The 13,041-nt window shown below is 62.3% G+C and carries 11 protein-coding genes; 6 read left to right on the top strand and 5 right to left on the bottom strand.

What is annotated here, in order from left to right; genetic code table 11:
- Positions 1–10: 10 nt before the first annotated feature.
- The gene (locus P3T24_RS22655; RefSeq protein WP_429437977.1) at positions 11–1,075 is read right to left on the bottom strand and encodes a ligase-associated DNA damage response exonuclease; all 1,065 of its coding nucleotides are present in this window, start codon (positions 1,073–1,075) and stop codon (positions 11–13) included.
- Positions 1,076–1,370: 295 nt separating this feature from the next.
- Here P3T24_RS22655 and P3T24_RS22650 point away from each other — a divergent pair, with 295 nt between their 5' ends.
- Positions 1,371–2,441, top strand: coding sequence for a hypothetical protein (locus P3T24_RS22650; RefSeq protein ID WP_429288340.1), 1,071 nt, complete (start codon positions 1,371–1,373; stop codon positions 2,439–2,441).
- Positions 2,442–2,539: 98 nt separating this feature from the next.
- Here P3T24_RS22650 and tkt read toward each other — a convergent pair whose 3' ends face one another.
- Together tkt and P3T24_RS22640 are read right to left on the bottom strand one after the other, a co-directional pair.
- Positions 2,540–4,612, bottom strand: a complete 2,073-nt coding sequence (gene tkt / locus P3T24_RS22645) for a transketolase (RefSeq protein WP_429437974.1) — start codon at positions 4,610–4,612, stop codon at positions 2,540–2,542.
- Between the two features lie 306 nt (positions 4,613–4,918).
- Positions 4,919–5,464 (bottom strand): cupin domain-containing protein, encoded by a 546-nt coding sequence (locus P3T24_RS22640; RefSeq protein ID WP_429437971.1) that lies wholly within the window; start codon positions 5,462–5,464, stop codon positions 4,919–4,921.
- Between the two features lie 229 nt (positions 5,465–5,693).
- Here P3T24_RS22640 and P3T24_RS22635 point away from each other — a divergent pair, with 229 nt between their 5' ends.
- Complete coding sequence (locus tag P3T24_RS22635) at positions 5,694–7,640, top strand: potassium transporter Kup (protein ID WP_429437968.1); 1,947 nt, start codon at positions 5,694–5,696, stop codon at positions 7,638–7,640.
- A gap of 13 nt (positions 7,641–7,653) precedes the next feature.
- Here the strand turns inward: P3T24_RS22635 and P3T24_RS22630 are convergent, their stop codons facing one another.
- Both P3T24_RS22630 and P3T24_RS22625 read right to left on the bottom strand, forming a co-directional pair.
- A complete protein-coding gene (locus tag P3T24_RS22630) occupies positions 7,654–7,890 on the bottom strand; it encodes a hypothetical protein (RefSeq protein ID WP_429437965.1) in 237 nt (78 codons plus the stop codon).
- A gap of 176 nt (positions 7,891–8,066) precedes the next feature.
- Positions 8,067–8,312, bottom strand: coding sequence for a DUF6723 family protein (locus tag P3T24_RS22625; RefSeq protein WP_074264609.1), 246 nt, complete (start codon positions 8,310–8,312; stop codon positions 8,067–8,069).
- A gap of 216 nt (positions 8,313–8,528) precedes the next feature.
- On the opposite strand from P3T24_RS22625, the gene P3T24_RS22620 reads away from it, so the two are divergent.
- The 4 genes from P3T24_RS22620 to P3T24_RS22605 all read left to right on the top strand — a co-directional run bounded on the left by P3T24_RS22620 (position 8,529) and on the right by P3T24_RS22605 (position 12,883).
- Positions 8,529–9,236, top strand: coding sequence for an MgtC/SapB family protein (locus P3T24_RS22620; protein WP_429437963.1), 708 nt, complete (start codon positions 8,529–8,531; stop codon positions 9,234–9,236).
- Between the two features lie 128 nt (positions 9,237–9,364).
- Positions 9,365–11,659: an FdhF/YdeP family oxidoreductase gene (locus tag P3T24_RS22615; protein WP_429437961.1), complete on the top strand. Its 2,295-nt coding sequence runs from the start codon at positions 9,365–9,367 to the stop codon at positions 11,657–11,659.
- Between the two features lie 98 nt (positions 11,660–11,757).
- A complete protein-coding gene (locus tag P3T24_RS22610) occupies positions 11,758–12,648 on the top strand; it encodes a LysR substrate-binding domain-containing protein (protein ID WP_429438219.1) in 891 nt (296 codons plus the stop codon).
- A 49-nt stretch (positions 12,649–12,697) separates the two neighbouring features.
- Positions 12,698–12,883 carry a hypothetical protein gene (locus tag P3T24_RS22605; protein ID WP_429288347.1) on the top strand — a complete coding sequence of 62 codons (186 nt, stop codon included), beginning with the start codon at positions 12,698–12,700 and terminating at the stop codon, positions 12,881–12,883.
- The last annotated feature ends 158 nt before the right edge of the window (positions 12,884–13,041 follow it).

Raw genomic sequence — 13,041 nt, 5'->3', positions numbered from 1 at the left:
GACGCGCGGCTCACGGTGGATCGGATGCGGCTGGCGTGGCGGTTTCGACAGCGCTTGCGGCATCTTCGAGGGCCTCGTCGCCGTACTGCGTGGCGAAGGCGCCTGCTTCGAGACCCTGTTCGCGCAGCCAGCGCACCATCGGTTCCACCTGGCCATGCGTGACGATCACGCGCTCAGCACCGGTCTCGCGAATCGCAGTGTGCAGGCTGGACCAATCCGCATGATCGGACAGCACGAAGCCGCGATCGACGCCGCGTCTGCGGCGTGCGCCGCGCAAGCGCATCCAGCCGGATGCAAATGCGTCGCTGTAATCGCCGAAGCGTTTCAACCAGGGGCTGCCTTGCGCCGAGGGGGGCGCGACGATGAGCGCCTGTTTGAAGACCGCTTTGTCCTTCGCGGCAATTTCACCGGCCAGTCGCACTGGCGGCAACGCAACGCCCTCGGCACGATACGCGTTATTGATCGACTCGAGCGCACCGTGGCAGAAAATCGGACCAATAGCTGCGTCGACACCCGCGAGTAAATGCTGCGCCTTGCCGAACGAATAGCAGAACAACACCGACGCACGCCCTTCTGAAGCGTTATGCCGCCACCACGAGTCGATGCTGTCGAACACGGTTTGCGGCGGCTCCCAGCGATAGATCGGGAGTCCGAACGTCGACTCGGTGATGAAGGTGTCGCAGCGTACCGGTTCGAACGGGGCGCAAGTGGGATCGGAATCGAGTTTGTAATCGCCGGAGGCGACCCACACGCGGCCGCGATGTTCGACGCGTATCTGCGCGGAACCGAGTACATGGCCCGCGGGATGCAGCGAGACCGTTACGCCGTTGATGTCGAGACGCTCGCCGTATGCAGCGGTTTGCAGATCGATACCGGGCAGCCTTGATAACAGAACACCCGCGCCTGGCCGAGCGGCGAGATAGCGCGTGTGGCCCCAGCGGGCGTGATCGGAGTGGGCGTGGGTAATGACCGCACGGTCGACGGGCTGCCAGGGATCGATGTAGAAATCGCCGGGCGGGCAATAGAGGCCCTGCGGACGGGCAACGATCAGATCCTCTGCAGGAGTTGCTGGCATCAAGTCGGTTCGGAAGCAATGAGAGGTTGACGAAGGGTTGGACCTTTCCTTCTCCCAGTCTAAAGGAATCTAAAGGAATCGCTGGTTGGCCGTTTCACCCCTGAACTTCGCGCTCTGCAAATATTGCATTCATCTGTGGAATCTACGCTGCGTTTATCGGTGCAAGCTACCTGTCAGCACCGCCGAATCCCCATACCACGGACGCTTGAGCTAAAACCCCCCGATCAGGCATACGCTCTGCTACTGCGCCTGGGATGCCAATTTCCCACGCGGCCCGCTCCGCTCTCGCGTTCCCATGATGACAAAAGCCTCGGTTCTCGCGGTTCTCTGCACAGCCTGCCTCACCACTGCATGCGTACATGTGGGTCCCACCCGATTGAGAGCTGATCAGGTCGATTACGCGAGAGCGCTAGGCGACGCAAAAAAACGCGAAATCCTGGCCGCAGTCGTCGGACTACGTTATGGCGATGCGCCCGCGTTCCTGACGGTCAGCTCGATCATCGCGGCCTATCAGTTCGACTCGACCATCGGCGCGACTGGAAACGTCGGCTCGGGCAGCGAGCCGAACTATGCGCTCGCGACCGGCAGCGTGTCTTACTCGAACCACCCCACCTTCACCTTCTCGCCGACCACCGGCGAAGCATTCGCCTCGGCCTACATCCGGCCGCTCGCACCTGAACTGGTGCTGCCGCTCGCCGAAGGCGGCATCCCGATCGACCTGTTATTGCGCATCACAGCGCAATCGATTGGCGGCCTGCAGAACGGCAGCGCGCTAGGCGGCGACAATGCCGCGGGCGCGCCGGGCTTCTTCGAGTTGCTGCAGTCTCTCAGACGTCTGCAGATGGCGGGCGAGCTCAACGTGGAATCGCGCCAGGAGAACGGCAAAGCGAGCGTCTATCTGGCGATGAGCGCGGCGACCAGCGGCGTGTCGCCGCAAAGCGTCGCCGACCTGGCGCGCGTGCGCCGTTTGCTGAATCTCGCGCCGAATACACGGACCTATCAGATCGTCTATGGACCGTCGTCTGAACGGGGAGACCGGATTCCCATGGTGACCCGTTCGGTGCTCGGCATCCTGACCGATCTCGGCGCGCAGGTACAGGTGCCGCTCGAGCAGATCAGCAGCGGTGCGACCAAGCCGACGGTGGGCCTGATCGGTGGAGAAACGCGGCCTACCATCATCGTGCATTCGGGCGAAAAGCCGCCTGCGGATGCCTATGTGGTGGTCAACTACGGCGCCTCGGCCTATTGGGTCGAGCGCAATGATTTCGATTCGAAATACGCCTTCACCGTCGTGCAGAACCTGATGGCGCTCGCCGAGGCCGATACCAGCACCAAGGCTCCGGTTGTGACGATTCCAGCAAATTAGGAACGCTGATCAAAAGCTGGCGGCACAATAAAAAAGCATTCAGGCGGCCTGCAACTGCCAGGCCAACCTGAATGCCTTCGGACTCACCGGGCGCGAAGTTACTTCTTCTGCACCCGGGCAATCTGCTGCTTGGCCGCGTCGTAGACATGTTCCGGCGTAAAGCCAAACTTTTTCTTCAGTTCGCTCAACGGCGCCGAAGCACCGAACGTATGCATCACGACCTTCGCTCCGAGCCGACCCACGTAGCGGTCCCAACCGAGTTCCGCGGCCTGTTCGACGCAAACCCGCGCGTCGACATCAGGCGGAAGCACGGAGTCCTTATAAGCGTCGTCCTGGGATTCGAAAATATCCCATGCCGGCATCGACACCACCCGCGCGGCAATACCCTCGCTCTTCAGCTTTTCGTAGACGTCCACGCAGATCGACACTTCGCTGCCGGTTGCGAGCAGTAGCACCTGCGGCTTCTTGCCGTCGGCGGCATCGGCCAGCACGTAGCCACCCTTGCGCACCCCTTCGGCCGAGCCGTATTTTTTGCGGTCGAATGTCGGCAGCGGCTGACGCGTCAGGATGATGCAAGAAGGATGGCGCGGCCTCGACAACGCAACGCGCCACGTCTCGGCCACTTCATTGGCGTCCGCGGGCCGCAGCACAGTCAGACCCGGCACGCCGCGCAGCGACGCCAGCTGCTCGATTGGCTGGTGCGTCGGACCGTCCTCGCCGACGCCGATCGAATCATGCGTGAACACATAGATGGCCGGCACTTCCATGATGGACGACAGCCGGATCGGCGGCTTCATGTAGTCGCTGAAAATCAGGAACGTCGAGCCGTAAGCACGCAGGTTCGATAGCACGAGGCCATTCACCGCGGCGCCCATGGCGTGCTCGCGAATCCCAAAGTGCAGATTGCGGCCGCCGTAGCTGTCGTGCTCGAAGCTGCCCGCCCCTTCGAACTTCAGATTGGTCTTGGTGGACGGCGAAAGATCGGCCGCGCCGCCAATGAGCCACGGCAGACGCGCGGCGATCGCATTGAGAACCTTGCCCGACGACTCGCGCGTGGCGATGCCTTTGGCGTCCGGCTCGAAAGTGGGAATATCGGTGTCCCAGCCATCGGGCAATTCATGCGCCTCGATCTGCGCGAACTCGCGCGCGAGATCAGGATATTTTTTGCCGTAGGTGTCCAGTTTCGCGAGCCAGTCGCTACGCGCCGCCTTGCCGCGTGTACCGATGCCGTCCGCGAAGCGCGCCATCACGCCATCCGGCACGTAGAACTTCTTGTCTTCGGGCCAGCCGTAAAAGCGCTTGGCGGCGGCGACTTCCTCGTCGCCGAGCGGCTCGCCGTGTGCGGCCGAGGTGTCCTGCTTTTTCGGCGCGCCCCAGCCGATGATGCTGTTCACTACGATCAGCGTCGGCTTGTCGGTCACGCTTTTCGCCTCGTTGAAGGCGGCTTCGAGCGCGGCGGCATCGTTCGCGTCCGTGACGTGGACCGTATGCCAGTGGTAGCCGTGAAAACGCGCTTCCACGTCGTCGCTATAGGCGAGATCCGTGTGCCCTTCGATCGTCACGCGATTGCTGTCGTAGATCCACGTCAGGTTCGACAACTGCAGATGGCCCGCGAGCGAAGCCGCTTCGTGCGAGATACCTTCCATCATGTCGCCGTCGCCGCACAGCGCGTAGACGCGGTAATCGAACAGCGGCGCATCGGACTGGTTAAAGCGCGTCTCGTAGAAGCGCGCGGCCATGGCCATACCGACGCTATTGCCGAGGCCCTGGCCGAGCGGTCCAGTGGTGGTTTCGACGCCGGTCGTCATGCGGTATTCGGGGTGTCCCGGGGTATTGCTGTTGAGTTGACGGAACTGCTTGATGTCGTCGAGCGATACAGCGGGTCTGCCAGTCGGTTTACCGTCGTCGTCGACCGCCTTTACACCGGCGAGATGCAGAAGCGAATACAAGAGCATCGACGCGTGCCCTACCGACAGCACGAAGCGGTCGCGATTGGGCCACAGCGGCTCGTCAGGGTCATAGCGCAGATGGTTTTGCCACAGGTGATAGGCGACCGGGGCCAGCGCCATTGGCGTGCCGGGGTGGCCGGAATTCGCCTTTTGCACGGCATCCATCGATAGCGTACGGATTGTGTCGATACACAGCTTATCGAGGGAGGGATTGTTTTGCATGGGAAGCTCCTGTTCTACGAAGGGCGACGTCGAAGTGACGCGCGGCAATTGAACATTCCTGCGGAAACGGGCCGAAAGCCAGGCTTGCCCGGAGCGACCGGCATGGGGCGGCCGGCTACGGGCGCCCTGCATGGGGACAGCCCATCTTAAACGGCCCAGTGGCGGCCAACCGTCCGATCATGCTCCGATATGCGGCAATAGCCAACTGTATGGCGTGCAACGACTAGGCGGCGGCCGCGCAACAATCGCCGCAATGCCCTGCCTGCTGCCGTCACGCAGCTTTCAAAGCTTGCGGCGACTACAGACTCAAGCAGCATGCAGCCAGTGTTCGACGACCGGACCGTGCGTGCCGTCGAGCGGATCGCGCGGCGGAAACGGCAACGCCTCCATGGCTGCGCGCTCGGCGGGCGTCAGTGCGTCGCGGCGAATATCCCACTGCTGGCCTGCCGGATAGCCGCCCACCACCTGAAAACGGCCCGAGAAGGCCTGCAGGCAATGGCCGGTGCCTGCCGGCAGCAGCAGCGCATCCCCCGCGGTGACTTTCACGACGCGTCCGCCGGGGCCGCCCACGATCACTTCGGCGGAACCCGAGGCGATGCCCAGCACTTCGTGGGCAGTGGCGTGGAAATGGTGATAGTCGAAAATGCCGTCGCGCCACTGCGGCGGCCAGTCATTACGTTCGAAGAGAATCTCGAAGGCAGACGCCAGGTCGCCGCTGTCGGCGCGTAAGGCGCGCCGGTAGATCACGACGGGCAGCCGGGAATTGTTCGGTACCCACTCGCGAGGATCCAGCCTGAAAACCTCGTACTGTTCGTTTGCGACGTCCCGCGCGTATTCGGCATCGTTATACATGGTCGACTCCAGAATGTGTCCAGCAACGCTCGTTGTGTCGCACAAACCGCGCCTGCTCTGTTGGTTGCGAGTACGCCTTCTTCGCTCGCCTGAGCCGCCATGAGCCTGCTTTGACGCCCTCGCCCCGGCGTGCGGGGACAGGTTTGTTCTCGCAAGGGAACACGTCTTGCTACCGCATTTCACTGATGCCGGTAATCGCCGTGCGCACAGGAGATCTGCAAGCCGCGCCATGTCAACTTCTTCCACCGAGTCTCGCCCGACGGCCCGCGACGCTGCTGCTAAACGCAGCACCGACCAACCCCATCATCGCCCCGGCACCTCGAGCCTCGTGCTGGGTTCGCTTGGGGTGGTATTCGGCGACATCGGCACCAGCCCCATCTATGCGTTCCGCCAGGGTGTGCTCGATGCCGGCGCCAGCACGCCACTGATCGTCATGGGTGTCCTGTCGACCATCGTCTGGGCCGTCGTGATCGTGGTGATGCTGAAATACGTCTGCTACGTGATGCGTGCGGACAACCAGGGCGAAGGCGGTATCGTCGCGCTCACGGCGCTGGTGCGCGCCGGCTGCGACAAGGACGGCAAGCCGGCGCCCCGTATCCTGCTGCTCGTCGGCCTGTTCGGTGCGGCGATGTTCTACGGCGATTCGATGATTACGCCCGCTGTTTCCGTGCTGTCCGCAGCCGAAGGGCTACCGCAGATCGATCATGCATTAGCCCCGCTCGTCGTGCCCGGCGCTGTCGCAATCCTGATTGCGCTCTTCCTGTTCCAGAAGCGCGGCACGTCGACGGTCGGACGGTGGTTCGGTCCGGTCATGACGCTGTGGTTTCTCTGGCTCGCTGCGCTTGGCATTTACCGGATCGCTCAGCATCCCCAGGTCCTGAGTGCGTTGTCGCCTTGGTGGGCGATGCACCTCGTGCAGGAACGTCCGACGATCGCCTTCGTGATCCTCGGCGCGGTGATTCTCGCGCTGACCGGCGCGGAGGCGCTGTATGCCGATATCGGCCATTTCGGACGCCGTCCGATTCGCGTGGCGTGGCTGATGGTGGTGTTTCCTTCCATCATCCTCGGATATTTCGGCCAGGGCGCCACGCAGCTTTACGAGGCCGGCCCGAAGGACCAGCCGTTCTTCTCGATGGCGCCAGGCTGGGCACTGATTCCGACTATCGTGATTGCGCTGCTTGCCACCGTGATCGCGTCGCAAGCGGTGATCTCCGGCGCTTTTTCGATGACGAGCCAGGCAATCGAACTCGGTTTCCTGCCGCGCATGCGCGTGGTGGAAACTTCGCGTGAGCACCGCGGCCAGGTGTATGTGCCGGCCGTCAATCTGATCCTGTTTGCGGCGGTGATGTTTCTGGTGCTGGCGTTTCGCTCGTCCGCGAAGCTCACTTCCGCCTATGGCATTGCCGTCGGCCTGACGATGCTGACCACCACGATCCAGATGATCAGCCTGTCGCGACATGTCTGGCATTGGCCGCGCCTTGCGATGGCGGCCGTCAGCGTGCCGTTGCTAGTAGTAGACGGCCTGCTGGTAGCGGCCAATGTGCCCAAGATTCCGCAAGGCGGCTGGTTTCCAGTCGCGATCGGCGCGCTGATGTTCGTGCTCATGACTACCTGGCAGCGCGGCCGTGAGGCAGAGGCGCAGCGCGCCGCGAAGACGGCGACGCTGGAAACCTTTTTGGCCGAAGCGTTGGGCGATGCGGAACCGCTCGCACGTGTGCCGGGCACGGCGGTCTACCCGGGCAATCTGCGCGGCATGACACCAGCCGCGCTGCACAGTAACGTACGCCATAACCGCGTCCTGCATCGGACCTCGATCTTCTTCACCAACCTCTCGGAATCCGCTCCCCGGGTCGACGAAAAAACCCGTATCGAGACGCGTGACCTCGGCAACGGCTGCTACGAGGTCGTAGCACGGCATGGTTTTGTGGAGCGGCCCAATCTGCCCACATTGCTCGCCTCGCTCAATGGACGGCTCGGCGACTGGCGCTACGAGCCGAAGCACACCACGTTCTTTTTGCCGCGCGAGGAAGTCGTCAAGGGACATCATGGCGATGCCATGCGGGACTGGCGCAAATCGCTATTTGCCGCGATGTCGTTTCATTCGGCATCGAGCGCCGAGTACTACGGGCTAGATGGCGACAGCGTGGTGGAGCTTGGAGTGCAAGTGGTGCTGTGAGCGCTGCCGTGAATCAATGACCGCGCTGCTTGTCCGGTGACACTCGCTGTGCCTCGCGACCACCGCCTCCGGGTGGCTCGCTACGCTCACCCGTGCCGAGCGGCACCTCCGCAGTCTGCTTCGGACGTTGGCGCGTGCGCGCCGGATCGGTACGCTCCGCCTCTTCCTTTTGTGCCGCCGTGCGGGTATCGCCTCGCGACTTATCCTCATCGCGCGGTCCTGCGTTCTGGGGCTTCGTATCGTATTGCATCACAACCTCCTTTAGATGACTACCTCAACATCGCAGCAACAACCGGACCGCTTTATCTCGCCAGAAAGCGGCAAACCAGGCACGGGGGTTGCAGCAAATTCCTCATCGACTTTGTAAAAAGGAGAACGGCGTGGCCGCCTCCCCGATTGCGACGATCCGCGTACCGGACACGGAAATCAAGGCTCAGGCGCAGCCCGATCCGCCGCGACAATCGAGCGGCCGTATTCAATCGCGGCATGACGTGCTTCATCCGCGCTTTCGTAGGGTCCGATCTGCGGTGCGCCTTCGAATGGAAACAGGATTCTCCGGTCGGCCTTGCGGATAACCTTTAGGCCACCGATATATCGACCGTCTCCCGTGCTGTGGTAACTCGCGAAGATTTCAAACTCGTCATCGGCTACGTCGGCTTTGTGTCGCGCCATTCTGCATACTTCCCTGTATAGAGGCTTTCTTCGCCGCATCCCTTTGCGCTCAGCGGTCAGCTTCGCGCGTGGGAGCGTTTAACGAGCACCGAGCAACGGCTGTTCCTGAGCATGACGAAAGATCGCGACGAGCCCGTTTAGCCCCTGTATGGCATGCGCGTTGCATCCGCAGGGTTACGCCCTCGCGCAAATTTTCGTTCAGCGGAAATCATCTTCATGACGCCAATGCCGTTCATCCCAGTCTGGCAAGATCTCGCCATCCGGCTTGCGGTGGCGTTGCTGGCCGGCGCACTGCTTGGCCTGAATCGCGGCGAATCGGGCAAGGCAGCGGGCCTGCGTACCACCATGCTCGTATGTCTCGCCGCTTGCCTCGCGATGCTGCAGATGAACGTGCTGCTCTCGCAGGCCGGCAAGCCCGAAGGTTCGTTCGCGGTGCTCGACCTCATGCGTCTGCCGCTCGGCATCCTCTCCGGCGTCGGTTTTATCGGTGCGGGCGCGATCCTGCGCAAGGACGGTCTGGTCACCGGGCTGACAACGGCAGCAACGTTGTGGTTCGTCACCGTGGTGGGGTTGTGCGCCGGCGGCGGGCAGATTGCGCTCGCCGTGATCGGGATCGTGCTCGGGATGTTCGTGCTGAGCGCGCTCGCAAAAATCGAACATCGGTTGCCGCGCAACCTGCGTGCTTCGCTCACCATCCGCTACGACGTTGCCTCCCGCGAACGGGCCCGATGGCTCGATGAACTAGAACGCCTGCATTGCCGGGTGGCGTCGCGCGGCTTGCGGATGGATCCAGCAAACGGTGTCCTCGAGGAGCGCTTCAAGGTGCATTGGCACGCTCCCGAACGCAATGACACAGTTGAGCGGGCGATGGCACACATGACAAGCACAAGCGTGCACCCCGCGGAGTGGTCGATCGACGACTGACGGAGGTCGGGCATTCTCGCTACACGTGCAACGCGGTTGTCCCGGTCGTTGATCAAGCTCAGCGGCCCATTTCTTGCGGATCTTTTTGCGCCGATGTTTGGCATCCAACCCAATGTCCAGGAGCCAGTATGAGCACAGATGCCCCCATCAAGGAGTACTCGCACCCTGCAGGCGGCTGGGGCTCGGTAAAGGCGGTGGCCTCGATCCTGGTCCAGGAGCACGTCGCACTGCACGGCACGCAGGTGCTCATGCACCAGAACAAACCGGACGGCTTTGCCTGCGTAAGCTGTTCATGGGCGAAGCCCGCCGACCCGCACCTGTTCGAGTTCTGCGAGAACGGCGCGAAGGCCACGGCCTGGGAGATCACCAACAAACGTGTCGACGCGCAATTCTTCGAGACTCATACGCTGAGCGAACTGGAATCGTGGTCCGGATTCGAACTTGAATCGCAAGGACGGCTCGGCGCGCCGATGCGCTGGGACCCGGCTAGCGATCGCTACGTGCCCACAACGTGGGAGCATGCGTTTGCCGACATCGCCAGCGAGCTTCGCGCGATGGATCCGAAGGAAGTGGTGTTTTACGCGTCCGGTCGCGCTTCGCTTGAAACCTCGTACATGTATCAGCTTCTCGCGCGCATGTATGGCAGCAACAATCTGCCGGACAGCTCGAACATGTGCCACGAGAGCACCTCCGTGGGTCTCGTGCCGGCGATTGGCGCGCCGGTCGGCACCGTCACGCTCGCCGACTTCGAGAAAGCCGACTGTCTGTTTTTCTTCGGCCATAACACCGGCACCAACGCGCCGCGCATGCTGCACCAGTTGCAGGATGCGCGCAAACGCGGCGCGGAAATCATCACGTTCAATCCGATCAGGGAGCGCGGCCTCGTCGACTTTGCCAATCCGCAGTCACCGGTCGAGATGCTGACACCCGGCGCGACACAAATCAGCACCCAGTATCACCAGGTCAAAGTAGGCGGCGACGCCGCGGCGATTGCAGGGCTATGCAAACTGTTGATCGAATGGGATGACGAAGCACAGCGGAACGGCACCCCACGCGTGCTCGACGCCGCCTTTATCGCCGAGCACACGCATGGCTTCGACGAGTTTGCCGCGGCCATGCGTGCGACCACCTGGGAAGAGATCGAAGGCCACGCCCATCTGAGCCGCGCCACGCTCGAAGCAGCCGCTCGCGAATACGCCCGCGCCCAAGCGGTGATCGTGCTGTACGGCATGGGCATTACCCAGCATCGCAGCGGCGTGCATAACGTGCAGATGCTCATCAATCTGCTGCTGTTACGCGGCAATATCGGGCGCCCCGGTGCAGGCATCTGTCCGATTCGCGGCCATTCGAACGTCCAGGGACAGCGTACCGTGGGCATCACCGAGAAGCCGGAACTCGCCCCGCTCGACAAGCTCGCGGAACTGTACGACTTCGAGCCGCCACGCGATAAAGGCATGAGCACCGTTGAAGCGTGTCGCGGTGTGCTCGATGGCAAGGTAAAAGGTTTCATCGGACTCGGCGGCAACTTCCAGGTCGCGACCCCCGATCATCATGTGATGGACCCGGCGTGGCGCAAGGTGCGGCTCACCGTGCAGATTGCGACCAAGCTCAACCGCAGCCATCTGATTCACGGCGAGGTCGCGTATCTGCTGCCGTGCCTTGGGCGCATCGAGATCGACCGCCAGGCGAGCGGCGATCAGGCGGTTAGCGTCGAAGACAGCACGGCCTGCATTCACGGTTCGCACGGTTACGTGGAGCCGGCGAGCGAGATGCTGCTATCGGAACCGGCCATTGTCGCGGGCTTGGCCAACGCACTCCTGCCGCGCAATCCACGGGTCGACTGGGATGCGTGGGTGGACGACTACGCAAAGATTCGCGACGCGATCGAGCAGACCTATCCCGACCAGTTCCGCGATTTCAACGAGCGTTTCTGGCAACCGGGTGGCTTTCACCGTCCCATTCCCGCCTGCGAGCGGAAGTGGAAAACGCCCAATGGCAAGGCGAATTTCATTGTGCCCGAGACGCTCGATGAGGACACGGATATGCCGTCCACCGGTCCAGATGTGCTGCGTCTGATGACGACTCGCGGCGACAGCCAGTTCAACACCACGGTCTATGGTCTGGACGATCGCTTTCGCGGCGTGACCGGCACGCGCGAAGTGCTGCTGATGCATCGTGACGACCTGACTCGGCTCGGCTTTGCAGAAGGCGACGCGGTGTGCATTTCCACGGTGTCGAACGACGGCATCACGCGCGAACTCGACGGCATGCGCGTGCATGCGTTCGATATTCCGCAGGGCTGCATGATGGGCTACTACCCGGAATGCAATCCGCTGATCCCGCTTTACCATCACGCGAAATCGAGCCTCGTGCCGGCAGCGAAGTCGATTCCGGTGCGTCTGCGTAAGTCGAGTGGTGGCTAGCGGCTGCAGGCTGGCGTTGCGGCAGAGCGCGACGGTTTCACCTTTGCGAGCGCCTCACAAACGGGGATAATCCGACCCAGGGTAAAGAAAATCTTGGTCTGGATCGTATGCGTCCCCATCTCCCACTTAACGCGCTACGCGCGTTCGAATCGTCGGCACGCCATCTGAGTTTCACGCGCGCCGCGCTCGAACTCAACGTCACGCAGGCGGCCGTCAGCCAGCAGGTGCGTATGCTCGAAGAGCGGCTCGGCACGACGCTGTTCAAGCGCTTGCCGCGCGGGCTCGGCATTACGGACGAAGGCCGGGCGCTCCTGCCGGTGCTGAGCGACGCCTTCGGACGCATCGAAAGCGTACTCAAGCAGTTCGAGGGCGGGCATTTCCACGAGGTGCTCACCGTGGGAGTAGTCGGCACGTTCGCGGTCGGCTGGCTGATGCCTCGGCTCAAATCGTTTCGTGACGCACATCCGTTTGTCGAGTTGCGGCTGCTGACCCACAACAATCTTGTAGATCTCGCCGCGGAGGGGCTCGACTTCGCGATCCGCTTCGGCGAAGGAATCTGGCCTGGCACTCACAACGAATTGCTGCTCGACGCTCCGCTGAGCGTGCTGTGCGCGCCGGAGATTGCCAGACGGCTCGCCACGCCTCGCGACCTCGTCAAGGAAACGCTGCTGCGTTCATATCGTGCCGATGAATGGACCCTCTGGCTCGACGCCGCGGGACTCGAGCCGTGGACGATCAACGGTCCGGTGTTCGACTCGTCGCGACTGATGGTGGAAGCCGCCATGCAAGCCGCGGGCGTAGCGCTCGCACCGCCGTGCATGTTCGGACGCGAACTGCAAAACGGGCTGCTGATGCGCCCGTTCGACGCTGAAGTGAGCACCGGCAGCTACTGGCTGACCCGGTTGAAATCGCGGCACATGGCGCCGGCGATGGAGCTGTTCCGCGACTGGATTCTCGCGGAAGCGCGAGGCATGCGGCTTGCTGCGTAACCTTGACCCGTATCGTTGGATCCGGATCGTTCAAGTCAAGGAGCACACCATGTCGAAGCAGCACACCGAGAAGCATCCGCACGCCGATAAGGGCGAAGCGCAGATCGATCAGGCCGTGGAAGACAGTTTCCCGGCAAGCGACGCACCGTCGACGGGCGGCAAGACGCGGCTTGAGCCCAAGGAAGTTCAGCAAAAGGATAAGCACGACCCGCATCATGACGGCGATTCGCGTTAAAAGAGCTAATGGATGCCGCGCATCGGCGTGCGAGACGCGGCATCAATCAGTCCTGCAGAATAACCCCCCGGTTTTTTTGAATTTTCGGTTGTCGTAAAACATAATAGATTTGCCATGATTTTTTATGGCGCGGCGCTATCATTTGACGCTTTCTCGGC

The organism is Paraburkholderia sp. GAS33, assembly GCF_050436645.1.
Lineage (GTDB): Bacteria > Pseudomonadota > Gammaproteobacteria > Burkholderiales > Burkholderiaceae > Paraburkholderia > Paraburkholderia phenazinium_B.
This window is presented reverse-complemented; position numbering and strand designations above follow the sequence as displayed.

Excerpts from the sequence above, each read along its gene's own strand:
- P3T24_RS22615 (WP_429437961.1), top strand. The coding sequence starts at position 9,365 with ATGAGCACAGATGCCCCCATCAAGGAGTACTCGCACCCTGCAGGCGGC.
- P3T24_RS22655 (WP_429437977.1), bottom strand. The coding sequence starts at position 1,075 with ATGCCAGCAACTCCTGCAGAGGATCTGATCGTTGCCCGTCCGCAGGGC.
- P3T24_RS22630 (WP_429437965.1), bottom strand. The coding sequence starts at position 7,890 with ATGCAATACGATACGAAGCCCCAGAACGCAGGACCGCGCGATGAGGAT.
- P3T24_RS22635 (WP_429437968.1), top strand. The coding sequence starts at position 5,694 with ATGTCAACTTCTTCCACCGAGTCTCGCCCGACGGCCCGCGACGCTGCT.
- P3T24_RS22620 (WP_429437963.1), top strand. The coding sequence starts at position 8,529 with ATGACGCCAATGCCGTTCATCCCAGTCTGGCAAGATCTCGCCATCCGG.
- P3T24_RS22605 (WP_429288347.1), top strand. The coding sequence starts at position 12,698 with ATGTCGAAGCAGCACACCGAGAAGCATCCGCACGCCGATAAGGGCGAA.
- tkt (WP_429437974.1), bottom strand. The coding sequence starts at position 4,612 with ATGCAAAACAATCCCTCCCTCGATAAGCTGTGTATCGACACAATCCGT.
- P3T24_RS22650 (WP_429288340.1), top strand. The coding sequence starts at position 1,371 with ATGATGACAAAAGCCTCGGTTCTCGCGGTTCTCTGCACAGCCTGCCTC.
- P3T24_RS22625 (WP_074264609.1), bottom strand. The coding sequence starts at position 8,312 with ATGGCGCGACACAAAGCCGACGTAGCCGATGACGAGTTTGAAATCTTC.
- P3T24_RS22640 (WP_429437971.1), bottom strand. The coding sequence starts at position 5,464 with ATGTATAACGATGCCGAATACGCGCGGGACGTCGCAAACGAACAGTAC.